This window comes from Paenibacillus sp. J22P143 (assembly GCF_059692035.1).
Genome location: NZ_JCAUAQ010000017.1, coordinates 15,450 through 39,927 on the forward strand (window position 1 = coordinate 15,450; position 24,478 = coordinate 39,927).

Here is a 24,478-nt window from a genome sequence, read left to right on the forward strand (position 1 = left end):
AGCGGCTATGACAAGAAGAAAGGACTGCATCCCCTGTGAATTTTCATCAACTAATCACGCTTGTTCCATTAATTGATCACATACAGGTGGGTTCTTCCGCCTTAGCAGTCACAAGCTCACCTAAAAAATATCAACTACTTATTGTCCGTCAAGGTCATCTCACCCTACACTTCGCTGAGCATGAACCCATTATTTGTTCGCAAGCGTATGCCTGTCATCCCGATCAAGGCGACTACACCATTCAAGTACCCAAAACCAAAATCGTCGATTACGTCATCATTACCTATACGATGCTGCCCGAGGATCAATCCTGGACCTTACAGGGGCACCTTACAACATTAAGCGAAATCAAAATCCACTACATGCTCGATGAGATCATCCGACGAACACAGGAGCTTGACCCCCTGACCGCTCGTGAAGACGCGACACATGTGGTTCGAATGCGAATGATGCTAGAGCGTATACTTTTTATCTATCTCTATGAGTCCGATTTGACCCAAGAGAAAAAGTCAGCTGCAGAATCGATCGAAGGTACAATTTCCTACATCAACGAGCATTATATGTTAGAGCTTACGCTTCCTATGCTTGCCAGACGTGCGGGAATAAGCGTGGGGTACTTTACTGTTTTATTTAAAAAAATGACCGGCACGACGCTAATGAGCTATTTATATGCGTTGCGTGTTGAGAAAGCGAAGATCATGTTTCAGCAAACGGATCTACTTGCCAAAGAGATCGCGAACCGCGTTGGATTCATTGATTATTTCCATTTTAGCAAGGTATTCAAGAAAACAACGGGCTATTCTCCTTCCGAATATGTGACCACCTACCCCAAAATCTAATAATAAGACATGTCCAATATGCATATTGGACATGTTCTATACCTTCAATATTCGTTATTATACTCATTGAGAATAATAATCATTGTCACGGAGGAATACTGAAATGAAATCCCTATTTACCCGTATTAGCCTTATCGCACTGATCACCGTTTTTGCACTAAGCCTAGCCGCTTGTGGCAAAACGACGAATACCGAATCAGCTGCAACAACGTCACCAGCTGCTGCTAGCCCTACCCCTGCTGCCAAAGCGGATGGAAAGATTACCGTTCAAGATGCTGTAGGCACGGTTGAATTGCCTAAGAAGCCTGAACGTATCGTAGCGATGGAATTTGGTTTCACTGATATCCTGGTCTCACTTGGCGTACAGCCTATTGGTGTTGCGGATGATAGTTCCCCAGACCTTTTGATGGACTCCGTAAAAGCTTTGCTGAAAACTTACACATCCGTAGGATCACGCTATGAGCCTAACATTGAATTGATCTCTTCTCTTAAACCAGATCTGATTATCGTTGACATTAACAAGCATAAGGCTGCTATTCCGCAGTTGAAAGGTATTGCACCAGTTCTTGTTTTGGATGATTTCCAAGCAGATTACAATCAAATGCTCAAGAATGTTGGCATTATCGCGCAAGCCGTTGGTAAAGTTGAAGAAGGCAAGAAGCGCCTTGCTGAGCACCAAACGAAAGTTGAAGCGATGAAAAAGAAGCTAGCCGCAGCGAACCTTAGCGTTCTCCCTGCCGTTGTGAATCCAAAAGGCTTCTTTGCACACTCGGATCATGCTTATAGCGGCTCCTTCCTCACTATGCTTGGCTACAATGATCCTGTTAAAAATGCGACTGCTTATCCACAGCTTACCCTGGAACAATTGGTTGAGTCGAATCCAAAAGTCCTATTCGTCATGCCGACGGAGAAAGTAACCATCGTGCAAGAATGGGAAAAGAACCCGCTATGGCAAAAAATTGATGCTGTCGCGAACAAAAAAGTATTCACTGTTGAGAGACGTGACTGGTCCTTATCCCGTGGCATGATCGGATCTGAGAAGATCCTCGACGATATCGTGAAGAATTTGGGGCAGTAGTTCTATGAACCAGCCAATACAACTTGAGAAGCAGAGCCGTCAATGGCCTCTGCTCTTCCTATTTTCTGGGAGTCTATTAGCCATTCTAATTGGAATTATTTCTAGTCTAAAATGGGGCCAGTCCCCCGTGTCATGGCACACGTTGTACGAAGCTGTGACCTATCAAGGCAGTGATAAAGCTCATTTGTATATCCAAACGCTGCGCTTACCGCGTGCCATCATGGCTTGCATCGTCGGGATGCAGCTTGGGTTGGCTGGGCTGCTGACCCAGCTCACGACCAAAAACCCGCTGGCCTCCCCGCACATTTTTGGAATCAATGCGGGAGCTGCTTTGGCTGTTGTGGTTGGGCTTGTGTTGCTGCCGCATTTCGGCAACATGGGGTTGATTGCTTTTGCCTTCGTCGGAGCTGCCCTAGGCGCTCTGCTGGTCTGGTCGCTTGCAGGCACGGGAAGTAAACAATACGTCTACATTGCGTTAGCCGGCATCACAATCCACTTCCTGATGTCATCATTGACGGAAGGCCTCATTATTCTCAATCAGCATGCGACGGACAGCATGATTTTCTGGTTGGTGGGCTCTCTGAGTCAAGCCGCTTGGACCGAAGTGCGCGTGATTCTTCCGTTTTTTATAGGCGGGATGCTCTTGTTTGGATTCATGCTGCCTTCGTTTAAGCTGCTGCTTGTGGATGATGAGATCGCGACTGGGCTTGGCCAACGCATCACGGTTGTACGTGGCATCAGTGTGCTGCTCGTGATTGTGCTGGCTGGCTCCGCAGTTGCCTTATGTGGACCCATTGGCTTCATTTGCCTAATCGTTCCGCATATTGCGCGTGCTTTGGTAGGTACCAATTTGATGGTACTCGGCCCATTGACGGCTTTACTTGGCGGCATTCTGCTGCTGTATGCCGATTTCCTGAGCCGTTTTATCGCTTTTCCATTTGAGTCGCCCGTCGGAATCGTCACTTCATTGATCGGTGCTCCCTTCTTCATTTACTTGGCGTTGAAGCAGCGGAGGGCACGATGATGACAATGCCGTCGAAAATGAAGACACTACGTATTCCAATTATTTCGTTGATCATAGCTTTCTTGATCATGGTTGTCCTAGCTATCATCTATGCGCATGTTGGCGCGGTTCGTATTCCTTACCGCGATGTATGGGCGGGTCTTTCGGATGCGAAGCATCCTTCGTATTTTATCGTGCACCAGCTGCGCTTGCCCCGCATTTTGGTTGCCATTCTCGCAGGGTTTGGACTGGCCGTTGGCGGCGTTATTCTGCAAAGTTTGATTCGTAACCCTTTGGCTAGCCCCGATGTGATCGGGATTACGAAAGGGGCAGGATTCATGGCCGCTTCGGTCATTTTCTTGTTTCCTAAGCTGCCGAGCTACTACTTACCCATTGCTGCTTTCGTCGGCGCATTCGCCGCCTTCCTGCTGCTGCTCTTGTTAAGTCGCCGTTTAACCCTGCGTCCCTCCCACCTTGCCCTAGTCGGCATTGCGATAGGGACGATTTTCCAGGCTGGCATCCAGTATTTGATTGTTCGCCATCCGAGCGACATCAATGCGGCGCTGCTATGGTTATCTGGCAGTCTGTGGAACCGCAGCTGGAGCAACGTGTACAGCCTGCTGCCGTGGATTGCCGTGTTGCTGCCGATCGTGTGGGCGAACTTCGCCAAGCTGAACGTGTTTCAGCTTGGCGAAGAGATGACCGCCTCGCTCGGCGTTCACATCGCAAGGCAGCGCTTCTGGCTGCTGCTGCTTTCTGTGGCCCTAGCCGGCATCTCCGTGTCGGCTGTCGGGGCGATCGGCTTCATCGGCCTGATCGCGCCCCATATTGCGCGGAGCCTCGTCGGCGGCCGGCATCAGTGGTTGATCCCGCTCGCCGCCTTGATCGGCGCGGATCTGATGCTGCTCGGCGACTTGGTCGGCCGCGTCATTATTCTTCCACGGGAGGTCCCCGTGGGGATTATGACGGCGGTCATTGGCACGCCGTACTTTATTTATTTGCTGCGGCGTGAGCGGCGCCGGCGGTAGAATTACATACCCTCATTCAATAATGAGCGATCGCGTTTGATTGGCTTGAAATCGCATTCGAACCTGCCGTCTAGGATCCAAAGCTATGCAGCAGCTTTAGATAACATTACAGGATAACGCTATACGTCACCAAGAGTCACCTAATTGCAAATTAGCGTTACGCGTTAATGCTAATAACGCCAAAAGTTGATGTTTTCTCAGCTTTTATCACAATAGCGTTACGCGATCACTTTATTTCTAGCAAGAATAGCAAAAAGCCCAAAATAAGATGATGCCATCATCTTATCTTGAGCCAGACTCCGTTCGCATTCGAACCTACCTTAAATCTTTCTAGTCCCCAAAGGATGCCAACCTGTTACCACGGTTGGCATCCTTTTTCTTTACCACGCTAGATCATGCCACGCAGGCGATCTGCAATAACGCGCATCATACTGCGCAGTACATCGATGTTCTGGAAGCAGAAGCTCAGCACAAGATCACGATGCAGCTGGAGCAACACAGTTGGCTCCTTCGCGGTGCAATCCGCCGAGCGCGGGCCGCTGTCGATGATGGCCATTTCGCCAAAGAAGGCTCCTTCGCCCAGCAGCGCGTACTCTTCGCTGCCACGGTGCACGCGGATGGTGCCCTCGTTGATCCCGTACATGGTATCACCGAAGTCACCGGCGCGACAGATGGCTTCGCCAGGCTCATAGGCGACTTCCTCGACCATTTGAGCAAGCCAAATGAAGTCATCTGGGCCCAGATGGGCAAATAGGTCGATCTTTTGCAGTACGAGGATCCGACGTAAAATCATTTCGTCTCTCGTTAATTCCGTTGCACCCTCGGGCTCTTGGAGCGCCGCTGTGGCAGCCTCTGCCTGCGCAAGCACTAGCTCTGACCGTGCAGCTTCATTATTCTTATCTCCGGCTAGCTCTTGCTCCTGCCCGTCCACATGTCCCTGCTCTTCCCCTTGCTCCACCTCGGAAGCCTGCCCTTTCCCCTGACCACGCTCCAGCTCGGAGCGCAGCCTGCGTGAAAGCAGCTTCATCATTTCAACTGCAATGCTCGTCTGATCGAACATCATATCGTAGAACACGGATGAATCCAGACGCCACAGCACCATATTTTCTTCCGCTTTAATCGTCGCTGTCCGCGCGCTGTTCGTCAGAATCGCCATCTCACCAAAGCAATCACCTAGTTGCAGTTCTCCGAGGAGCTGTTTGTTGCGATATACCCCGGCTCTGCCCTCATCTACCAGCATAAGGGAGTCGCCGGGATCACCCGCTTTAATGATGGTATTTCCTTGTTCGACGGCCATTTTATGCAGTCGCTTAGCAATAACAGATAAGTCTCTACTCGTGAGACCCTGGAACAACGACACGCGACGAAGCAACTGCACCCGGTGCATGAGATCCGCGAGTTCGACGTTCACAGACACTTCTGACGACTTCCGAAGGATATGGTACTGTATCGTTTGTGTTAGCCAATCGTCTCCTTGCTCGGCTAACCAACTCAAATGCAGGTTCAGCTCTACCCTGCTAGCTGCTACTTTCGCTACCATCCGTGAGCCTGCCATGAATTTAGCCATATCCGTACGTAAAGTCCCTTGCAGCGTCTGATCGATAACCTCTTCCGCATTGGCCTGCTGACGTGAGTCACCTTCCGACCAGTCCAGATAGACAGCCTGCATCGTTTGCCCATCATGCAAGAGGGCTAGCAATAAAAATACACGTCGCGTAATCGCCGTCCGAATTTCGTCAATGATATTCGCAATATCCGCATAGTCATCTACACCAACGACACTTGCACCATGCTCAGCAAACTCCGCATAGAGCTGCAACTCTTGGAAAATATACGCCTCCACTTTCCGACTATCAGGCTGGGGTAATTGCTTACACATGCGTTGCAAGGACTCTAAAATACGGTCACGCAAGGCATAAGGTGCCCTCTCATAACAAGCAAACAACATATCCATCGCTCGTTGTGTACCCATGCGTTCAAACACCGCCGGCAAATACAAGCTAATTTCCTGCAGCTCTAAGTATGGGGTTATCTGCGGCAGCACATCATCTTCGTCATAGGCTGCGAGTGCGTCGATGGCATAGCGCCGAGTTTTGCTATCTTTGAGCATACCAATAATCGGTACAAGTAACGGTGGCACGTGGAGGATCGCTGCTGACTCCAAAGCTCGAATTCGAACCAGCGGACTGTTATCCTGCAAGAGGGAGATGAGTGGCTTATAGAAGTTTTTCACTCGGATTTGTCCGAATAATGCGGCCATTGCAATCCGTTCCTCTTCGTGCCCGCTCTCCATCATATCTTTCAGTTTTCCAACCGCGCGGAACATACCTTCAATGCTATAGTTTTTGACTAAGCCAGCGATGGTTGCTGCTTGAACCTCGACAGATTGGTCCTCCAAATACACTGTAATCTCATCAACATACTCTTCTTTCGCATAGGCCGAGAGGGCAATGATCGCTTTCGCTCTCACTTGTACATGTTCCGATACTATCAGGGTCTGCAGGATGGGTTCGAAACCTTCCGGCACCTTCACCTCCACATAGGCCAAGGCTTCTAAGCGAATTTCAGTTATGGGATGATGCAGCAGGCGGTCCAAATGCGGGGTTAGGTCAAATGAGCTTGTCTCTTTCAAAAGACCGAACGCATACAGAGCTTGCTGTTTGTCTGAGCCGTTCAGCGCATCGATCAAGATTTGCCGAGTAACGGAATCCATCAGATTAAGCTCAACCTTTTGCAGGTCGTCACCGCCTGTTTTGAGATTCGACAAGAGCGTCGTCAAGTACGCTTTCTTTACCTTAATGCCCGCGAAAATCCCAACAACAAGCAAAACTAACACGATATAGCTCAGCTTCTCTGGGGCTACGAATCGAGTAACGAGGAGAAGGCAGATGGCCGCAAGTCCTTTGGCACCATTCCGAACAATCCCGTCCAAAAAGCCCTTCGCTTTATTCCGCCATTCTGGAGGCACGGGGAACATCACTAATTGGCTCACTGAGGAGTAAATCGTGTCACCGACGACTTTATCGCTTCCTTTGACAACAACCGCCATAGCAAGGATCGGCAGTACTAGAATTCCGAGACTCCCTGCGAAGAGCGCGATTGGGAAAATCAACAACGCCGTCATCACGCCGAATCGCGTAATGACACGCCCTGACACGAACAATTGCACACAGAGGGCAATCAACCCCGAGAAGCCGTAGAAGCTTCCCATGAAGCCGGCTAACGCCTCATTTTGCAAGGTGCCGCGTAGAATGACCTTGAATTGGTAGTCAATTAAGGTTAGCGACACAACGAGTGCAGCAGCCAATATCGCGACATATTTGAGGTGCGGTACACTCGCGAAAAGGCCACCTTTTTGCTGTACGGATGACGACTTAGCAGCTGCTTTACGCACCTGTGCTGGCTTCGAATCGCTGCTCTCCTTGGTCATACCCAAGATAACAAACACGGCGACAAGCCCGAGTAATTGCAGACCAGCATACACATAGATTAAATTCGCCGTTCCTACGAGTGGCACCAGCACTTTTAGACCGAAGCCGCTTAAAATCCCGCCCATAATTCCCCCGCTGCCAACGAGTCCGATCATCTGCTTCGCTTTCCGCTGGTCCATTACTGATGTAGCGAACTGCCAGAAACAGACGATCATCAGAAAATTAAACACATCATAGCCGATATAAATGACGGGAAATACCCACCGCAGCTCCAGCCCTACACCGAATCTTGAAATCAGCACGAAGGTTGAAATCAATGGAATCATCAGCTTTAGAAGCGTTTCTAGGCGTACCTTGGGGGAGAAACGCTGGAACACGACGCCTGCCGTAATCATCACGAGTGCCTGCGGCAAGTACATCAAGGACAAATAGGAATTATCGAATCGACTTAGGAAGAGGGTATCCGCCGCCGTTCGCCCGATTGTTGAAGCGGATACCACAAAGAATAAATAAGCAAATAACAGAAATACCTTCCTGTATTCCTTCTTATCCTCTGTGAACTTATTTAAAAAAGATTGATATTTTTTACTAATACGGCTATTCACACGACACCTCATTTTCAAATCAAACGATCAGACTCTTTCCTGAAATTGTATCAGAAGTCCTAGGAAAAAATAACTACTTTTTCTACAAAATCAGGAATAAAAGCACAAAAAAAGACATCATCCGCGGATGTGTCTTTCATAAAGTGAAAACCATCTTATACTCGGTAATTGTCGCCTCTCCAGCTGCGAATCGCTTTCTTAATCGCATCTGGGGCCATCCGCTCCGCCGCTGCCTTCTTACAAAGTGCAGGAAATTCTTCATCCGATGCAAAGCGTAAAGCCGTAATCTGTCCCATCGTCAACTTCTTATCCAGCAGCTTCTGTGTCAGCACAAAGTGCCGAAGGTTCTCTTCTGCTCGAATCGCCCGATCCTGCGCCTTAATTGGGTAGGAGCGGATAAGCAAAAAGATCACAACCACAATGACAGCAATGAGTACAAACATGATTGCGGGCAGGACCTGCTCGTCAGTCTGTAAGGCGCTAACAAGCTGCATAATGGATAGAACCACTAAGCCTAGCGCTAACAGTGTGAACATATAATGAAACAACGGATGCATACGTCGATGGTTAACATAATTTTGAACCTTCATCTACTTATTTCCCCACAATCTCTGTAATCTCTCTCTCTAATAAGAGATATCGATGCACACTTCTCATGATGGGCACTTTCGTTAGATTGTTTTTGTCCACGTATTGCTTCATCTGATCTTTCGATAGACCTAAAATTTTGCCCGCTTCCATCACTGTCAGGACAACTTCGTTGCTTGTCGCGTTGAATGTTGTCTTCACCTTTTGATTCCAGTCTTCAAATGATTGCATGTATTCGCACCCTTCTCATTCCGATCTCTCTATTATAGCACGAAAATACATTTTTCACCCAATTACCTTCATCTGCCACCTAAGACTCCTCATCACTCATTAGAGCCAGCAGTGCTTTCGGCAATGCGAATTGCTGATTACTGATCATAATTTGATTCAAGGTATCCTCAGCGATGTCTGCTTGCCCTTCCTTAATCAAGCCGATCTCCGCATGTAATCGCTCCATCTGTGAATCCAGTGCCGCCGCGGAGGCTGCTGCTTGCTTTAACTCTTCTAACAGACGGACAGGTACTGCTTGGTTACCTTCACTGAATTTATAGAATATCTTATGCTCCAAGCTCGCCCAACAGTCCATGGCAATCGTACGAATTTGAACTTCCATGCAGACGCGCTCCTCGCGGTCCGACATATGTACAGGCACTTCAATGAGCAAATGTAGGCTTTGGTACCCATTCGGCTTCGGATTCTTGATATAATCCTTTTCGCTCAAAATATTGAGATCATTCTGGTTTCTCAGCATCTTCGAAATGACATAAATATCGGAAACGAATGAGCATGTAATTCGCAGTCCGGCAATGTCCTTTACGCTGCCCTTAATGCCTTCGAAAGAGAGCTCTCCCCCTTTTCTCATCAGCTTTTGAACAATGCTTTCCGGCGATTTCAATCGCGATTTCGTATGTTCAATCGGGTTATATTCATGCAGCATCTCGAATTCTTGAACGAGGATTTCAATCCTTGTTTCCATTTCATCCAGTGCAAACTTATAAGTCATCATGAAGCGTGTAATGTCATGTTTAAACTTTTTCAAGTCATTCATCGAAAGTTGATTGCTGATCATATTCATGCAGAGCTCCATCCTTTGGTCATGGTTATTTTCCATTCTTTGCTAGTTTAAATCATGAGGATCGCCCGAAGCAAATTCAGCGAGCAGAAAAGACACCGCTAGGGTGTCTTAAGTGTCCGTTGTATGTATATGAGTGCTAGTTTCCGATTCTAGGGTGCCCCAACGGTCCAAAATCATGTTGAAATTCCCCGTGTCTTCGCAAATTCCACGCTGATCACAAAGACCCCTTCTTTTTCCCCAGGGTTGTACATAGAAATGGAAAGAGACACCCGCGAAAGGATGTGCTTTCCCACTATGGCGATGCAACACCTGCTGTCCAACCAAATGGAGCTCTTCCTGCAATATGGACTAGCCATATTTTGGACAATCACCTATATCCTCATCATTATCCAAGGGTTCAAGGATCGCGCCTGCGGCATGCCCTTAGCAGCCATTTGCGCCAATATTACGTGGGAGTTTCTATTCGCGTTCGTGATGCCTTTTCACCCGCTGCAGATGATCATTTCACTTGTCTGGTTCCTGCTGGATTGTGTCATTCTGTTCCAAGCCGTCTACTTTGCCAAACCTCAGTTTCCACCGCGTCTACTCCTACCTGCGATTTTCTTCCTTCTTGTGATTTCCCTGCTGCTCCATGTCGGAATGGTCGTCGAATTCCATGATCAAGTGGGCAAATACACAGCTTTTGGCATCAATTTGATGATGTCCGTTCTGTTTATCGGGCTGCCCTTTAAGCAGGGGCTAAAGGGCCAGTCTATTTATATCGCCTACTATAAAATGCTGGGCACCTTGTGCGCTTCTGTGCTCTGCTATTCGTTGTTTCCGGATTCATTTCTACTAACGATCATGTGTGTGTTAGTGACAGTTGCGGATCTTCTTTATATTGTGATCGTTCATCGGGCGGATTTGGTGGCTCGCCGAGGGGATGCAGCCTAAACGAAATAAAGCTAGATTTAAAATCCACCGTAGTAGAACTCCTTTGTCGTAGTTATGATAACAGTGTTTTGTTATTTAAAGTTCTGAGCGCATTCTGTGCAGAATAATGCTACTCTTGTACAAGCATTAGATGAATCCATATTTGAAAATACAGAGGTTTTCAAATATGGATTTTCCAACTTATTACAACATGCACGGACTCAAGCTTATAATCAAAAAGAGATGATTTCACAGTCCACGAAAGATTACAGCATAAAAGAACTATCGAAATATTTCGGAGTTTTGTCGTTTCCATACATAATTGGTTAGATCAAGGACGATTTGAGGGCATTGAACGTGCAGGTGACCACAAGCATAATCGTATTCCCGGAGATACATTTTACGTTACAACCACGGGTAAAAAACTCAGAGTCGACGATGTGGTAAAAATGTGGGAACAGCAAGAGCAAGAACATGAACAACCGCTTCAGCAAGAAGACAATTCAAACTACTATACACGCCAAATCGCGATGTATGAGCATAAATCAGAATGATACATAACGAGGGCCTAATACACATTTTCGTGAACTTACTCATATTTTGGAATTTGTTAGATTAAGACAACATATCCTCAAGAAATAAATAAGAAAAAACACCTCAACAAGGTGTCTTTTCCCGAATTTTTTTAGTAACTCTATCGAGGCAAGGCCGAAAGTAGCGGAGTTACTCGAAAAAGTCGAGTAACTCCGGCGAGGCAGGAGCCGAAAGTGAGGAGTTACTCGAAAAAGTCGAGTAACTCGGGCGAGGCTGGAGCCGAAAGTGAGGAGTTACTCGAAAAAGTCGAGTAACTCCGGCGAGACTGAGCCGAAAGTGAGGAGTTACTCGAATAAGTCGAGTAACTCGGGCGAGGCTGAGCCTAAAAGAGAGGAGTTACTCGAAAAAGTCGAGTAACTCGGGCGAGACTGAGCCGAAAGTGAGGAGTTACTCGAAAAAGTCGAGTAACTCGGGCGAGGCTGGAGCCTAAAAGAGAGGAGTTACTCGAAAAAGTCGAGTAACTCCGGCGAGACTGAGCCGAAAGTGAGGAGTTACTCGAAAAAGTCGAGTAACTCCGGCGAGGCTGGAGCCGAAAGTGAGGAGTTACTCGAAAAAGTCGAGTAACTCCGGCGAGGCTGGAGCCGAAGGAGAGGAGTTACTCGAAAAAGTCGAGTAACTCGAGCGAGGCTGGAGCCGAAAGTGAGGAGTTACTCGAAAAAGTCGAGTAACTCCGGCGAGACTGAGCCGAAAGTGAGGAGTTACTCGAAAAAGTCGAGTAACTCGGGCGAGACTGGAGCCGAAAGTGAGGAGTTACTCGAAAAAGTCGAGTAACTCCGGCGAGGCTGGAGCCGAAAGTGAGGAGTTACTCGAAAAAGTCGAGTAACTCCGGCGAGGCTGAGCCGAAAGTGAGGAGTTACTCGAAAAAGTCGAGTAACTCGGGCGAGACTGAGCCTAAAAGAGAGGAGTTACTCGAAAAAGTCGAGTTACTCGGGCGAGGCTGAGCCGAAAGTGAGGAGTTACTCGAAAAAGTCGAGTAACTCGGGCGAGGCAGGAGCCGAAAGAGAAGAGTTACTCGAAAAAGTCGAGTAACTCGGGCGAGGCAGGAGCCGAAAGAGAAGAGTTACTCGAAAAAGTCGAGTTACTCGGGCGAGACAGGAGCCGAAAGTGAGGAGTTACTCGAAAAAGTCGAGTAACTCCGGCGAGGCTGGAGCCGAAAGTGAGGAGTTACTCGAAAAAGTCGAGTAACTCCGGCGAGACTGAGCCGAAAGTGAGGAGTTACTCGAAAAAGTCGAGTAACTCGGGCGAGGCTGAGCCGAAAGTGAGGAGTTACTCGAAAAAGTCGAGTAACTCCGGCGAGGCTGGAGCCGAAAGTGAGGAGTTACTCGAAAGTCTGTCTTTTCCCTTCTTCCTATGGCAAAATCGGCAGCTTCACATGACTCGGAAACGCTTCCGAGTGATAAATCTTCTGCGTCACCACGACCGGCTGCGGATCCTGATAGGGATTCAAGCCGGTATTCGTGTTCGGGAACGCAATCATCTTGCTGGACGACGTCACCGTGAACCGTAAGCGGTGCCCTTGAGGGAAGGTATGCGCGATATTTTGCATAAAAATCGCAAACTTCTCGACCTTTCCTGGCGTGAGCAGCTCCGGCGCGTCCAACCCGTTGCGATACTTCGCACGCACGATGTAGTTGGACAGCTTGATGGAGTTCCCCTTCGGGTCCACATCGCTTAACGTCACAACCCAGTCTGTGTCGACGCCGCTGCTCGACGCGTACAGCTCACAGGACAGCTCGCCTGCCACGGTCACAGGCTCCGCCAGCACCTCGCTCGTGTACACGAGGATGTCGCTCCGCAGCTCATGCCGCCGCATGTTCTCCGGCTCGCGCTCGCCGCTGTCCGCGACGGGCTCTTCCGGATTGTACACGTACGAATCCGATTCACTTTCCTCGTGCTGTGCCTGAGTTCCCAGCGTCAACATGCCATCGCCAAGACTGGAGTTGGCTCGTCCGCCGCTGCCCAAAAACCACTTCGTCGCCATCGCCTCACTCGGTGTCCAATCATCGGAGGTCCGCCACTCATTCGTGCCGACCACATAATAACTTGCGCGCGGCTCCTGCTCAATGCCATTGGCGATGCCCTTCAAAAACCGATCAAACCAGCGCAGCACGTTCACATCGTAGTTATACACAACCGCATCATTGCCGAAGCTGGTGTCGAGCAGATCGCGTGCACGGTTCGGGCCGTGCTCCCACGGTCCGAGCCAGATTTTGCGGTTCGGCACATCGTGCTTGGTGAGCATCCGCCATGTCTCCGAAACCCCCGCGCTGTCACCATCGTACCAGCCCGAGATGACGAACATCGGCGCCTTCACATGCTCACCGCGCTCGCTAAAGGTGCAGTTGCGCCAAAAATCATCGTAGTCCGGATGCTCGCTCCACAGATCCCACGGACCTGAGGCCCGACCAATCATCTGCTGCGGAATCTCGCGGATCGGTCTCGCATCGACAGCCTTCTCCGGGCTGACGGTCTTGCCCGCGAAGATGTCAAAATCCGTCCGCGTCCCCACCGACTGCGCCAACGTCCAGCACAGCAAAGGCCACGAACACACGGTGCCGCCTTTGCGCACCGTATCCACGAACGGCGAACCGACGTTCACTTCGTTCACGACGGCCTTCAGGTTCGGGTGCCCGCTAGTCGCAGCGGCTGTGACCACGTACCCTAGATAGGATGCGCCCCACATGCCGACGTTACCGTCGGACCAGTCCTGCGCGACGATCCAATCGATCGTATCCGAGCTATCGTCCCGCTCATAGTAGAACGGCACAAGCTCCCCTTCGGAATCCGCGCGCCCGCGAACATCCTGATTGACGATGGCGTAGCCTTTGTTCGCCCATCTTTTAAAGAACGTCTTCCGCATATTGCGGTCATAACACGTGCGAATCAGAATCGTTGGCAGCTTAGCACCAGGCGCTACCCCCTCTGGTAGATACACATCTGTTGCCAAACGAACGCCATCCCGCATCGGGATCAAGTCCGTTCCGAGGTCATTCACCCCATACCGCGCCTCAGAAAGCAGTGAATCCGCGTACTCCCGCAACGGTGTCACGGCCTCATAACCATCCACGACCAGCACTTCCATGCCATAGCGGTTCGGGGCCACAAAAGCCACGATACAGCCATCCACCGTCACGATATCGAGCGCGGTATCCTTACGCAATGCCCACACTTGCGAAGTCACCTCTCTACCCTCTACCTCAGCCGTGTACTGGATATGCTTCTGATACACGTCGCCATTCCCTAGCACGACCTGTTCACCCTGCCAGTCAGCATCAGCATAATGCGACAGATTTAACTTAATCTTGCCTAGAGGCAAGATATACCCAGCCGTCTCCGCCAGCACATTCTCTTGCATCTGCATCCGTCGACGTGAATCCACTTTGGCATGCATAATTGCGCTCTCCGTAAACCGGATCGTCCCTTCATACACGCCAGCCGCATACATCTTATACCTGCTCGTCCATCGCTCTCTCGTCATCTCCGCCATCTCCTATCCGCACACCGCTTCAAATACGCGCAGCCAGTTACCGCCCATCATTTTACGAACATCCTCATCCGAATAACCTCTTACCACGAGACCACGGGTAAAATTAATAAAATAGCTATATTTCTCAAGCCCCTTCACCGTTTCCGTCGAGGGTCCATCCCCTTTGGCGAACCCAATGCGAGGCGCAATATGCTCTTTAAAATAGACCAACGACCACGCCACATCGCTCATCGGCCAGTCGGTGCCAATGCCGACATGGTCCACGCCGACCAGTCGGACGAGATAATCCATATGATCGAGCACATGCTCAATCGTCGTATCATTCGGATCCCCGTGGACGAACCACGGCATCGCAAACACGCCAATTACGCCGCCCGTAGCGGCAATGGCCCCAAATTCCTCATCGCTTTTGCAGCGCATATGCCGGTAGATATTCTCAACCCCAGTGTGCGAAGCAATCACTGGCGCTGTCGAAAGTCTGCACGCGTCCAGCGTCGTTTGTTTGCCGCAATGACTCGTATCAACGATGATGCCTAGTTCATTCATTTTGCTAATAAAACGCATACCGAACTTGCTCACGCCGCCATTCGCCTCTTCCGCACAACCGGAAGCAATATAATTCTGATTGTTATACGTAAGCTGCAGCACTCTCAGCCCAAAATTGTACATCGCTTCGAGCAGCTCCAGATTTTTGCCGAGACCGTCGGTTTCCTGTGCCGTTACGATTCCAGCCTTCAATCCGCTAGCCTTCGCTGCGCGAATCTGCTCTCCCGTCACTACTTTCACCAGCCAGTCGTTCGCATCAAATTGACGCTGAATGTCGCCCATGCTGATGAGGATTTTGTCCACACTGAACACATCCAGCTGACGATTCCCTGCCGTGATGCCGGAACGGTACCACTCATCTTTGAACTCGGAAATCTCTCCGCGTGCCGCCATGTCGTGAATGATTTTGCTCGGCATCGCGCTATAGGTCCATGGATCTTCACGGTAAGGCTCACACACCTCACGTATGTTCTCCGAAACTTCCTCTGGAATCGCCTTAGGAGACAACGGCCCCTGGAACAAAAGATCAATAATAATCGAGCTCTCATGCAGCTCCCGTGCGCGTTCTTCTTGCTCTGGTGTAAGGTTGAATGGATAAAGTCCTTCTGTCGAATTCATCGATGCTCACTCCTAGAAGTCAATGTGGGTTCCTTTGTTCGTGCGAATCGCTTCCTTGTAGATATAATTGGCCGCTGCGAGATCCTCGCAAGCAAGCCCTAACGATTTGAACAATGTGATGGACGTGGCGGAGCGTCTTCCTTCTTTCGTGCCCACCAACAGCTCACCAATTTCAGCTAAAATGTGGCCCTCCCCGATCGCCCCCTCCTGCAGAGGGATCAGGTAATCACCCGCTTCGTTCACAGCGGATTCCGTGCGGTCCACGAAGAGCTCTGCTCGGCGCACCAGCTCGGTATCGAGCTCACGGTCCTTCGCTCGGCAGGCGCCTACGGCATTCACATGCGCGCCTGTTTTGATCCAGGCGCCCTGCACGATCGGCGTCGTCGACGCCGTCACCGTGCAGATGATATCGCTATCAGCGACAGCCGCCTCTGCGGACTCAACCGCCTCGACAAGGACAGCCGGATAGCGGCTTGCTGTCTCGGCTCTCAGCTTCTCGGCATGGGCCGGGTTCGGCCCCCATACCTTGATCTTCGTGATCGGGCGCACCAGCAGCATCGCCTCGATATGCGAGCGGGCTTGCTCGCCCGTGCCAATCACCGCAAGGGTTGTGGCCTCGGGCTTAGCGAGCAACTTCGTTGCTACCGCGCTAACTGCTGCGGTGCGGATGGCGGTGATTCGGGTGCCATCGACAATCGCCTCCAATTGACCGTTGGTCGAATTGAACAATGATACAAAGCCTTGATGCGAAGCTAAGCCTTTGCCGTGATTACCCGGGAAAACGGTAATCACCTTGGCGCCAACCTTCTCATCCCGCTTCAAATACGTGGGCATCAGCCCCATCACATTGCCGCCTTGCAGCGGAACAACGGATCTGAGCGCTTGCACCGCTTGTCCATTCGTCAAATCAACGAGCACAGCTTCCATGATTTCAATACAAGCTGGCATCGCGAGAAGCTCTAGCACTTCGGTTGACTTGATCACTAACATCTTGGATCACCTGCTTTTATATAGTTCTTGTCATTATAGCAAAGCTGGTTAGGTATGACGAAATTCAAAAATCCCCCAGCAGATACCGGTAGTACAGCTAGGGGATGTCTAGATGGGAACGAGGATGCGCTACGAAACAAGTCATTGCGCTATTGACCGCAAACGAGCGCAACGATTGACGGTTCCCCCATAGTAATCCCCCTCGCGCAGCTCGGCTTCACCTGAATGCAAAGCCATTCGCACACAGATCGGTTGCGACATTGGCCACTCGGTCTCCGCTAGCTTCATCTGAACAGATGCAGCAGCACGGACCGCGTTCGAAGCCACGGAGAAGACGACAAAAAGGCTGTCTCCCTCCCCTCTATGCTTCACGACAATACCGCCATACTCGGTAAAAATAGTCGATAATATCTCATCGTGGCGTCGCAGTGCTTCCTGCATCTCAACAGGATACGCCTCCCACATTTTCGTACTTCCTTCAATATCCGTAAAAAGCAACGTAACAATCCCCGTCGGTAAAGACCGCATTCCTCTCGCACTCCCTCGGCTTTCCTCTATGTGGTCTAGCTTTTGTGTCTCTAATCACCACCTAAATTATATCAGAATTTACCATTTCCCGACATCAGAATCCCTTTTTCGACAGCTTGAGGAACAGCAAAAAGAGCACCCTGAGGGCGCTCCTATGATTGGGGTTATTGAGCTAGCTAGCGCTAACCTTGCGGTACTTGAGGAAGCTGCCAATCCGCCATACACAAATGTATAAATACGCCATAACCATCGTCAACACGGCGAATTCCGTAGGATCCAAGCCTTTGAAATACTGGGATAATATCAAGCGGAACGCAATGACGGTAATGATCACATACTTGAAGTTGGGGTTAGGCTTCGCATAGACGAAACCGTCCTCCCGCTTCTCATACCCCGTATGGTACAGCATAATACTGCCTAACCCTACGCCGAGCACACCTGCACAAAGGAGTTCCCAAATCGCCGGGAGATGAAATGGATGATCAGGTACATTTGTCAACGAGCTAATACTAAGACCGAACACAATGAGAAGCAGAAAGACTGGAATCAGCATCCCTCTTCCTTTGTTCCGAATCGGCTTTGCTTTTCCTCGCGTTCTAAGCCAAATGACCAAAATGATAACCACAGCACCGATTCCATAACCGATGAGTGTTTCAGCATTCATACCCTAGTGCCCCTTTCGATGAGTAGTTGTACCAAATTATACGGTTACTGCTATGAATTTACCTCCGTCTTGAGACCGACACTTGGATGGAAAAAAGCACCCCGCGGGGTGCTTTTATTTATGGCTGTATGTAGCTTATCCAGATTAGGATTGAAACATTTTCTTCACTAACTCTTTATTCCGATTCTTAAATGCTTGATTATGCGACGAGACCATCGCGACCTTATCGGCCGTAGGCTGGATGTACTGTTTGGCTTTATTCACGGCATTCGCCGCGTCTTGGAACGCTCCAGCAATCAGTTTCACCTTGCCTGGGTGATGAAGAATATCGCCGGCTGCATACAGCCCAGGCACAGACGATTCGCTGTTCGCGCTCCCCGCGATATAGTAATCCTCAGCTCTCTCGATCTCGATTTCACTGTTTTCGAGCAGGGTCGTATCGCGATCATAGCCATGGTTGATAATCACTTCATCCACGTGAAATGAAGTCACTTCGCCTGTTTCATGGTTCGTTAGTTCAACGCGTTCAATAGATGCGTCCTCCCCAGCAGCAAAAAGCTTCGTAATCGAGGTGTTCAAATAACACGCCACGGAACTATTCTGGAGCTGCTTCACTTGAGCTTCGTGCCCTGTCAGCTGATCTTTGCGATAGCTCAAAATGACCTGCTTCGCGAAAGGCTCCAGCTCATTGGACCAATCCACAGCCGAGTTGCCGCCGCCCGAAATGACGACAGTCTTGTTCTTAAAGCGCTCCAGCGACTTCACCGTATAGTTCAAATTGGACACTTCGTAGCGCTCTGCGCCTTCGATCTCCAGCTTTTTCGGGTTAAGAATGCCGGAGCCGACAGCGACGATCACGGTTTTGGAGTAGTGCAGCTGCCCCGATGTCGTGCGCAGGACGAAGATATCCTCTTCATTTTTAGCAATAGCTTCAACCTTCTCATTCAAAACAACCTCAGGGCTGAACGTAAGGCCTTGCTCAACAAGCTGCGTGATCAGCTTCGCTCCCGGGGTCGGCGTGACGCCGCCTACGTCCCAGATCATTTTTTCGGGATAGACATGTATTTTTCCGCCAAGCCGCGGTTGGAATTCAATAATTTTGGTCTTCATTTCACGAAGTCCACTATAGAAAGCCGAGTAAAGCCCTGCAGGGCCCCCGCCAATAACTGTTACATCAAACAATTCGTTCTGTTCCATATACGTCCACCCCTTGCTCCACCAATTGATATTGAGAATCATTATTAATGAATCATACTGCGTTTTGCTCATTTTTTCAACTGAAAATATGCTGAAAGCGCGGTGGGGGCGACGAGTTTGGTGCTGTAGTGATGTTTTTCCTCACTACAGCGAAGGATTCGCGGGGGTTTCGTCTGTTTCGACTGCTGTAAGGTTGTTTTTCATCATTACAGCATTGCTGAGCGATGCTTTTGGTGCTGTAGTGGTTAGTTGCAGCAGTTCGCTGGTCAGCCTCGTGATCGCATTAACTTCTTCTTCCATGCCCCTCAGCACGTTATTCGTGAAGGGATTGCCCTCACTCTCCGCTTCGAGTTGAAGCTAAATATGAAGGAGCTTGTCACAGTTATTCTGCGGCGAGCTCCTTTTTTACGTTAAAATTTGCCACAATTGGAACCATTCACTCTCTTAGCCGCCTTGTTTCCGCACGAAGATTGGTAGTATGATAGGGGGATACTTATATTAACCAGAGGTAAATTAAATAATGAAGATTAGAGATTGGGACATTAATTTAAAAATCCGCCTCGGCGGAGAAACCGCTTTTAACGTTATTTTTTGGGCATTCTTTCCGTTTCTATCGATCTATTTTGCCAATTCGTTCGGTAAAGGCTGGACGGGTATTCTTCTGATCTTGTCGCAGGCGCTATCTGTCTTCGGCAATTTGCTGGGCGGCTACAGTGCGGATCGATTCGGGCGAAAACGGATGATGGTGATCGCCGCTTTGGGACAAGCTTTCGGTTACGGGATCTTCGCACTAGCCGCTTCCCCCTGGCTCGCCATGCCTATGATCAGCTTCATTGGCTTCAGTGTTGCGAGCTTTTTCGGCTCCTTGTACTGGCCTGCCAGTCAAGCGATGGTCGCGGATGTCGTGGATGAAGAGCATCGCGCCAGTGTGTTTGCCATCTTCTATACAACTGCCAATATGGCTGTCGTTGTAGGACCTTTACTCGGTTCCCTCCTTTATAAGGACAATCCGTATCTCGTGCTAGCCGCGGCTTCCGTGGTTTGCGTCTTACTTGCGCTCATGATGTCACGGCGTTTACACGAAACACTGCCCAAACAGCTAGTCGATCGCCATCGTTCGCAAGCTGACGCGCCATGGTATCAAGCCATCGCCACGCAGCTTCGCGACTACAAAATTATTGCAACGGACCGCGTGTTTCTGCTGTTCGTCATTGCGGGTGTGCTGCTTTCTCAGACCTTCATGCAGCTGGACTTACTTTTTCCCGTATTCTTGGAAGAAACCATGCCGCTCACGACAATTTTCTCTTACAACGACTGGGATCTCCAGCTAACGGGTAAGCAGCTATTCGGCTTGATCGTCTCTGAGAATGGCCTTTTCGTAGCTCTCTTTACCGTCATCGTGACCAAATGGATGCTCGCTTACCGCGATCGTTATGTGTTCATCGGCGGGGCGCTTTTCTACGCGCTGGGCATGGTGATGTTCTGCCAAATGTCTACCTTCTGGGGATTAACCATCGCAATAGCTGTCTTCACGCTTGCCGAGCTTATGTCCGCAGGACCGCAGCAAGCTTTCGTGTCCAGATTGGCGCCTGACCATATCCGCGGTCAATATTTCGCTGCCTCTAGCTTGCGTTATACGCTTGGGCGCACCATAGCACCGCTATCGATCCCGGTCAGCAGTTGGATCGGCTTTACGTGGACGTTCATCTTGTTGGCGGCACTTGCAGTCCTGTCCGCTGCCATCTACAACATGATGTTTAATCAGTATGATAAGCAAACTGCAGCGCAGTAGGCAGTTGAAAATGTAAAAGCACCCGTTGCGGGTGCTTTTTTTGATGCGAAATATAGGTTACTTTTTCTCACAGGCAACGCCATCTTTGTCGCCATCCAGCTTCGAGCTGTAGCCAGGCTCTCCTCTTTTGATGTTATACGCACCGTCAGCATTGGCCTCTTTGCAGGAGTTGTAGGGCACCGTTGATTTCGGCTGCGACGTAGTCACTGGTTTCGGTGTAGCCGTTGTGGATAACTTTGGCGATGGTGCAGCACTCTCCTTCACTACACCCTCATGAAACCCATCCTCCTGCGCATAGTTCTCTACGCTCCAGATGTTCACGCCTTTTTGCTGCGCTGTCTTCTGAATCGCCCGAAATTGATCCACATATTTCACATTCGGCGGATAAACATACGCCACTCGGGCGTAGCCATTTTCGAGCAGCAGCTCGTTGAACATCTTATCCCCGATGTATAGATAGCACAGTAATCTGCCGTATTTGTCCCGCTCCGATACATCCAATTCGAGCTGGACGTCTTTGCCCGTTAGCATCGTTTTCGCATAGTTGGACGCATCCAATGCAAAAGGCTGAACCGGCTTCTCGGGATCCACGCTTTCTGGCGTATCTACAAGAAGTAGACGAATCGTTTCTTCTTTGACCTTGCCACTCTCGGTAAAAGAGACCTTCATGGTGTCGCCGTCGACGACGCGGACAACTTTGGCTTCGATGCGATTAATCGGCGCAGGCTTAACGGTTGCCTTGGCTGTCGCTGTCGCGGCCGCGGAAGGTGATACGCTCACCGTAGCCGCAGGTGTTGCGCTCTCCATGTCCACTTGTGACGACGAACAGGCAGACGCCACCATCATAAGCAGAACGAAGATCCCTGCGCGGATGATTTGTTTTTTTCTACTAAAGCCTGGGATTGCGTTTACCATTTAGTTGTACCTCCATATGATGACTGTTCTATAGGTATACGAGCGGGTTAGTCTCTTATTTATATTCTGCCGGACCTGTTAAAGCTATGTGCTTCTTTCATGGTGTATCGCCTCGATAAGACAGCGCCAGATCCAGCACATGGCCCGCTTCATCATACGAGCCAATATCCGTCTTCCGATTCCCATCAAAATCAGCGACAACACCCAATCTTCCTTTACCTTGTGCCCAGGGACCTAATTCGTTATCCAGAGGCTGAAAGCGGTTCTCTCCTTCGTTCTGGAACACACGCCACATGCCGGTCTCAGCGGTGTAGGCAATGAGATCGCTTCGCCCATCACCATTCGTATCGCCAACTAGCAGCTGGTCGCCATTTCCAAAGGAAACTCCGCGTGCCGATTGGGGGGCAGCGAACCCCCCGTTCCCTTGGTGATACAGAATGGACACCTGCTTCTCCTGATGTGAGACACACAGGATGTCATCGACAGCCGGGTCCTTGAATTTGGCTGTGAAAATTTCAGTATCGTCGGGCAGCGAGAAGTCCGACTCTGTCAATGATAATTGCTGATTATTCAGGTGGACTTCCACGAGACCATTGTCCCCTTTGGCGACTAAGCCTATACCATCGGTATATTGCAGTGATCGCATAGAGCTAAGACCTGCCGGCAAAGTGCCGATTGTCTTCACTGGCAGGAACTGCCGCTTATCCGCCAAGGCCACACGTACAGAGCCCGTATCGGGGTTATAAGCTAGCAGATCTTGCTTGCTATCGCTATTCATATCGACGAGCAGCAGCTGATCTTCAGGCGCAAACGTCTCTCTTAACCATACCTGTGAAGCTTCTTGCTGGCGATTCCTCGGGGGATCGTAGCTCCCGGGAATAACCAAAATACGATGCATCTGGCGTACGACCACATCCGCATGCCCGCGACCCGTAACATCGCCTAGCAACACATTTTGCAGCTTCGTTCTAGGTGGCAACATAACTCGATGCGCAGGGGTGAAAGGCACCATATCGTACAACGACATCCAGCGATAGTCCAGCTGCTTGAAGCCAGTAATTAATTTATGGAGAAAGGAAACGTTGTCTCCTTCTTTATATTGATAGACAGGAATTCCGTCCTTCTCTTCAGGTTTGCCATCTGCGTCAACGACAGGCTCCAGATGCTTAAATTCCAAGAACGGATGAAAGTAAAAAGAGGCTAGCCCATCGTCCGTCGCGGCTTTCTCTAACATCTGATCGACCGATTTAGCATCGCTTATATAGCGGTATGGCGCTGGAATATAGACAGAGCCCAAACTATCTTGCCCGTACGTATTGATCGTATCATACGTACTAAGATCGTCACGAGCGTTTTTGGCATAGAGATCCGGTTGATACATGAGACCGACGAAGGAACGGAACACGGCCTCCTGCTCTTGAGTATCTTTATAGTGCGGAGACTCCCAAAATGCCGGATGCAAGTCTGCTCTGGCAAAGGCGGCTAAACTCTCTTTCATTCGTTCTGCCGCATAGGAGATTTCCTTTGTTTCTGGCGCATCTTTAATATTAAACTCAGAACCAGTTCCTGAATTCTGCTCACCATCTGAACGATACGTCTCTCCATACTGGTGGCGATATCCATGCATCCCCAATACGCCGCCTTGATGCTCTGCCTGTTGGAGAAGTTTAATAAATGCGCTTACAACTTCATCCGGATTAGGGTCGTCGATCCCCTTTTCCTTCCAGACACCATCATCTTGCAAGCTCATCCTTCTTGGAATCACAGCGACATGAAAGGGCACATGCTCAGACGTAATATAGTTCATAACGGCTCGCAATTTTCCGAGACCTTCAAGCGTATTATAATCCCCGCCTAGACCGACATCCTCTAATCGAATCATGACATGGCGTTTACCCACATTAGGAGAGTCATTCGTCTCTGTATGCGTTGGGATAAAAGCCGCCAGCGCAACGGCTGCGATAATGCCGCCAATGACTCCTATTCCAATTTGCTGCCACAATTTACGTTTCACGCTTGACTACTCCCCCATTAAGTAAAACGTAGATTATTTCTGAAATTTCGACATTTTCCTCTAAATTATATATGAATCTATGATTTCTTACTATAAGCGTTTGAACTGAGGTTAAAAAGAAATAGAATAGGCATAGACGAAATGAATGCGCTTCCAAAATCTCCCGAAAAAGTTATCCGAGAAGATGCCGTCCACTCTTCGGCTTGCAGCCATACTTGTTTCCTCTTCTCCAATTGTAAATTCGATCTTCACACTGTGATAATATTCTAAAAACATGTGCATCCTATAATAGAGATATCTTATTGTGACGGAGGCATCCAAATATGACAGCAAAAATCGGTTTCGTATTTTTCTGTATATTGTCCCTATCGGTTTTAGGTGTTGCGGCAAAAGAGAGTCAGCCAGAGAAGCTACCGGAGACACGTACAGACAACTACATCGTTCGTCCGTATTCGCCTGCCCTTTATGACTCCACGGAACAATTTGAATATGAATTTGAGTGGCAAAATGGGAAGATCATTGCGAATCCTTGATTGGTTTGCTCACATAGGAATTACCTTAATAAGGAGGAAAG

General features: G+C 49.5%; 20 protein-coding genes. 7 read left to right on the forward strand and 13 right to left on the reverse strand.

Annotation, left to right across the window (positions count from 1 at the left end; translation table 11 throughout):
* Positions 1 to 35 precede the first annotated feature (35 nt).
* The 4 genes from AC58PQ_RS20280 to AC58PQ_RS20295 all read left to right on the forward strand — a co-directional run bounded on the left by AC58PQ_RS20280 (position 36) and on the right by AC58PQ_RS20295 (position 3,948).
* On the forward strand, positions 36 to 839 hold the full coding sequence (locus tag AC58PQ_RS20280; protein ID WP_497244690.1) for a helix-turn-helix transcriptional regulator: 804 nt from the start codon (positions 36 to 38) through the stop codon (positions 837 to 839).
* A 103-nt stretch (positions 840 to 942) separates the two neighbouring features.
* The gene (locus AC58PQ_RS20285) at positions 943 to 1,917 is read left to right on the forward strand and encodes an ABC transporter substrate-binding protein (RefSeq protein WP_497244692.1); all 975 of its coding nucleotides are present in this window, start codon (positions 943 to 945) and stop codon (positions 1,915 to 1,917) included.
* A 4-nt stretch (positions 1,918 to 1,921) separates the two neighbouring features.
* On the forward strand, positions 1,922 to 2,941 hold the full coding sequence (locus tag AC58PQ_RS20290) for a FecCD family ABC transporter permease (protein ID WP_497244694.1): 1,020 nt from the start codon (positions 1,922 to 1,924) through the stop codon (positions 2,939 to 2,941).
* Positions 2,942 to 3,009: 68 nt separating this feature from the next.
* Positions 3,010 to 3,948: a FecCD family ABC transporter permease gene (locus AC58PQ_RS20295; RefSeq protein WP_497244850.1), complete on the forward strand. Its 939-nt coding sequence runs from the start codon at positions 3,010 to 3,012 to the stop codon at positions 3,946 to 3,948.
* Positions 3,949 to 4,336: 388 nt separating this feature from the next.
* Here AC58PQ_RS20295 and AC58PQ_RS20300 read toward each other — a convergent pair whose 3' ends face one another.
* From AC58PQ_RS20300 to AC58PQ_RS20315, 4 genes are all read right to left on the reverse strand, one after another.
* Complete coding sequence (locus tag AC58PQ_RS20300; RefSeq protein WP_497244696.1) at positions 4,337 to 7,984, reverse strand: Npt1/Npt2 family nucleotide transporter; 3,648 nt, start codon at positions 7,982 to 7,984, stop codon at positions 4,337 to 4,339.
* 155 nt (positions 7,985 to 8,139) lie between these two features.
* Complete coding sequence (locus tag AC58PQ_RS20305) at positions 8,140 to 8,574, reverse strand: DUF6526 family protein (protein ID WP_497244698.1); 435 nt, start codon at positions 8,572 to 8,574, stop codon at positions 8,140 to 8,142.
* Between the two features lie 4 nt (positions 8,575 to 8,578).
* Positions 8,579 to 8,803 carry a hypothetical protein gene (locus AC58PQ_RS20310; protein ID WP_028555525.1) on the reverse strand — a complete coding sequence of 75 codons (225 nt, stop codon included), beginning with the start codon at positions 8,801 to 8,803 and terminating at the stop codon, positions 8,579 to 8,581.
* 79 nt (positions 8,804 to 8,882) lie between these two features.
* Positions 8,883 to 9,647, reverse strand: a complete 765-nt coding sequence (locus AC58PQ_RS20315; RefSeq protein WP_497244700.1) for a GTP pyrophosphokinase — start codon at positions 9,645 to 9,647, stop codon at positions 8,883 to 8,885.
* 294 nt (positions 9,648 to 9,941) lie between these two features.
* On the opposite strand from AC58PQ_RS20315, the gene AC58PQ_RS20320 reads away from it, so the two are divergent.
* Complete coding sequence (locus AC58PQ_RS20320; RefSeq protein WP_497244702.1) at positions 9,942 to 10,580, forward strand: transmembrane-type terpene cyclase; 639 nt, start codon at positions 9,942 to 9,944, stop codon at positions 10,578 to 10,580.
* A gap of 1,921 nt (positions 10,581 to 12,501) precedes the next feature.
* On the opposite strand, the gene AC58PQ_RS20325 is transcribed toward AC58PQ_RS20320, so the two are convergent.
* The 7 genes from AC58PQ_RS20325 to AC58PQ_RS20355 all read right to left on the reverse strand — a co-directional run bounded on the left by AC58PQ_RS20325 (position 12,502) and on the right by AC58PQ_RS20355 (position 19,483).
* Positions 12,502 to 14,544: a CocE/NonD family hydrolase gene (locus AC58PQ_RS20325; protein WP_497244704.1), complete on the reverse strand. Its 2,043-nt coding sequence runs from the start codon at positions 14,542 to 14,544 to the stop codon at positions 12,502 to 12,504.
* A gap of 99 nt (positions 14,545 to 14,643) precedes the next feature.
* Positions 14,644 to 15,804 (reverse strand): dipeptidase, encoded by a 1,161-nt coding sequence (locus AC58PQ_RS20330; protein WP_497244706.1) that lies wholly within the window; start codon positions 15,802 to 15,804, stop codon positions 14,644 to 14,646.
* 12 nt (positions 15,805 to 15,816) lie between these two features.
* Positions 15,817 to 16,794 (reverse strand): ornithine cyclodeaminase family protein, encoded by a 978-nt coding sequence (locus AC58PQ_RS20335; RefSeq protein WP_497244708.1) that lies wholly within the window; start codon positions 16,792 to 16,794, stop codon positions 15,817 to 15,819.
* Positions 16,795 to 16,935: 141 nt separating this feature from the next.
* On the reverse strand, positions 16,936 to 17,322 hold the full coding sequence (locus tag AC58PQ_RS20340) for an adenylate/guanylate cyclase domain-containing protein (RefSeq protein WP_497244710.1): 387 nt from the start codon (positions 17,320 to 17,322) through the stop codon (positions 16,936 to 16,938).
* A 172-nt stretch (positions 17,323 to 17,494) separates the two neighbouring features.
* On the reverse strand, positions 17,495 to 17,986 hold the full coding sequence (locus AC58PQ_RS20345; RefSeq protein ID WP_497244712.1) for a CcdC protein domain-containing protein: 492 nt from the start codon (positions 17,984 to 17,986) through the stop codon (positions 17,495 to 17,497).
* Between the two features lie 144 nt (positions 17,987 to 18,130).
* A complete protein-coding gene (locus AC58PQ_RS20350; RefSeq protein WP_497244714.1) occupies positions 18,131 to 19,183 on the reverse strand; it encodes an NAD(P)/FAD-dependent oxidoreductase in 1,053 nt (350 codons plus the stop codon).
* Between the two features lie 144 nt (positions 19,184 to 19,327).
* Entirely contained in the window at positions 19,328 to 19,483 is a 156-nt protein-coding gene (locus tag AC58PQ_RS20355; protein WP_497244716.1) for a hypothetical protein, read from the reverse strand.
* Positions 19,484 to 19,703: 220 nt separating this feature from the next.
* Here AC58PQ_RS20355 and AC58PQ_RS20360 point away from each other — a divergent pair, with 220 nt between their 5' ends.
* Entirely contained in the window at positions 19,704 to 20,975 is a 1,272-nt protein-coding gene (locus AC58PQ_RS20360; protein ID WP_497244718.1) for an MDR family MFS transporter, read from the forward strand.
* A gap of 57 nt (positions 20,976 to 21,032) precedes the next feature.
* Here AC58PQ_RS20360 and AC58PQ_RS20365 read toward each other — a convergent pair whose 3' ends face one another.
* Positions 21,033 to 21,890 (reverse strand): thermonuclease family protein, encoded by an 858-nt coding sequence (locus AC58PQ_RS20365; protein ID WP_497244720.1) that lies wholly within the window; start codon positions 21,888 to 21,890, stop codon positions 21,033 to 21,035.
* A gap of 97 nt (positions 21,891 to 21,987) precedes the next feature.
* Complete coding sequence (locus AC58PQ_RS20370) at positions 21,988 to 23,904, reverse strand: DUF2334 domain-containing protein (protein WP_497244722.1); 1,917 nt, start codon at positions 23,902 to 23,904, stop codon at positions 21,988 to 21,990.
* A 323-nt stretch (positions 23,905 to 24,227) separates the two neighbouring features.
* On the opposite strand from AC58PQ_RS20370, the gene AC58PQ_RS20375 reads away from it, so the two are divergent.
* Positions 24,228 to 24,437: a hypothetical protein gene (locus AC58PQ_RS20375; RefSeq protein ID WP_497244724.1), complete on the forward strand. Its 210-nt coding sequence runs from the start codon at positions 24,228 to 24,230 to the stop codon at positions 24,435 to 24,437.
* The last annotated feature ends 41 nt before the right edge of the window (positions 24,438 to 24,478 follow it).

What these genes read in the sequence shown, in the direction of transcription:
- AC58PQ_RS20365 (WP_497244720.1), bottom strand. Translation starts at nt 21,890, where the DNA reads ATGGTAAACGCAATCCCAGGCTTTAGTAGAAAAAAACAAATCATCCGC.
- AC58PQ_RS20305 (WP_497244698.1), bottom strand. Translation starts at nt 8,574, where the DNA reads ATGAAGGTTCAAAATTATGTTAACCATCGACGTATGCATCCGTTGTTT.
- AC58PQ_RS20325 (WP_497244704.1), bottom strand. Translation starts at nt 14,544, where the DNA reads ATGCATGCCAAAGTGGATTCACGTCGACGGATGCAGATGCAAGAGAAT.
- AC58PQ_RS20345 (WP_497244712.1), bottom strand. Translation starts at nt 17,986, where the DNA reads ATGAATGCTGAAACACTCATCGGTTATGGAATCGGTGCTGTGGTTATC.
- AC58PQ_RS20290 (WP_497244694.1), top strand. Translation starts at nt 1,922, where the DNA reads ATGAACCAGCCAATACAACTTGAGAAGCAGAGCCGTCAATGGCCTCTG.
- AC58PQ_RS20355 (WP_497244716.1), bottom strand. Translation starts at nt 19,483, where the DNA reads ATGGAAGAAGAAGTTAATGCGATCACGAGGCTGACCAGCGAACTGCTG.
- AC58PQ_RS20310 (WP_028555525.1), bottom strand. Translation starts at nt 8,803, where the DNA reads ATGCAATCATTTGAAGACTGGAATCAAAAGGTGAAGACAACATTCAAC.
- AC58PQ_RS20375 (WP_497244724.1), top strand. Translation starts at nt 24,228, where the DNA reads ATGACAGCAAAAATCGGTTTCGTATTTTTCTGTATATTGTCCCTATCG.
- AC58PQ_RS20360 (WP_497244718.1), top strand. Translation starts at nt 19,704, where the DNA reads ATGAAGATTAGAGATTGGGACATTAATTTAAAAATCCGCCTCGGCGGA.
- AC58PQ_RS20350 (WP_497244714.1), bottom strand. Translation starts at nt 19,183, where the DNA reads ATGGAACAGAACGAATTGTTTGATGTAACAGTTATTGGCGGGGGCCCT.
- AC58PQ_RS20285 (WP_497244692.1), top strand. Translation starts at nt 943, where the DNA reads ATGAAATCCCTATTTACCCGTATTAGCCTTATCGCACTGATCACCGTT.
- AC58PQ_RS20295 (WP_497244850.1), top strand. Translation starts at nt 3,010, where the DNA reads ATGGTTGTCCTAGCTATCATCTATGCGCATGTTGGCGCGGTTCGTATT.
- AC58PQ_RS20315 (WP_497244700.1), bottom strand. Translation starts at nt 9,647, where the DNA reads ATGAATATGATCAGCAATCAACTTTCGATGAATGACTTGAAAAAGTTT.
- AC58PQ_RS20335 (WP_497244708.1), bottom strand. Translation starts at nt 16,794, where the DNA reads ATGTTAGTGATCAAGTCAACCGAAGTGCTAGAGCTTCTCGCGATGCCA.
- AC58PQ_RS20330 (WP_497244706.1), bottom strand. Translation starts at nt 15,804, where the DNA reads ATGAATTCGACAGAAGGACTTTATCCATTCAACCTTACACCAGAGCAA.
- AC58PQ_RS20340 (WP_497244710.1), bottom strand. Translation starts at nt 17,322, where the DNA reads ATGCGGTCTTTACCGACGGGGATTGTTACGTTGCTTTTTACGGATATT.
- AC58PQ_RS20320 (WP_497244702.1), top strand. Translation starts at nt 9,942, where the DNA reads ATGGCGATGCAACACCTGCTGTCCAACCAAATGGAGCTCTTCCTGCAA.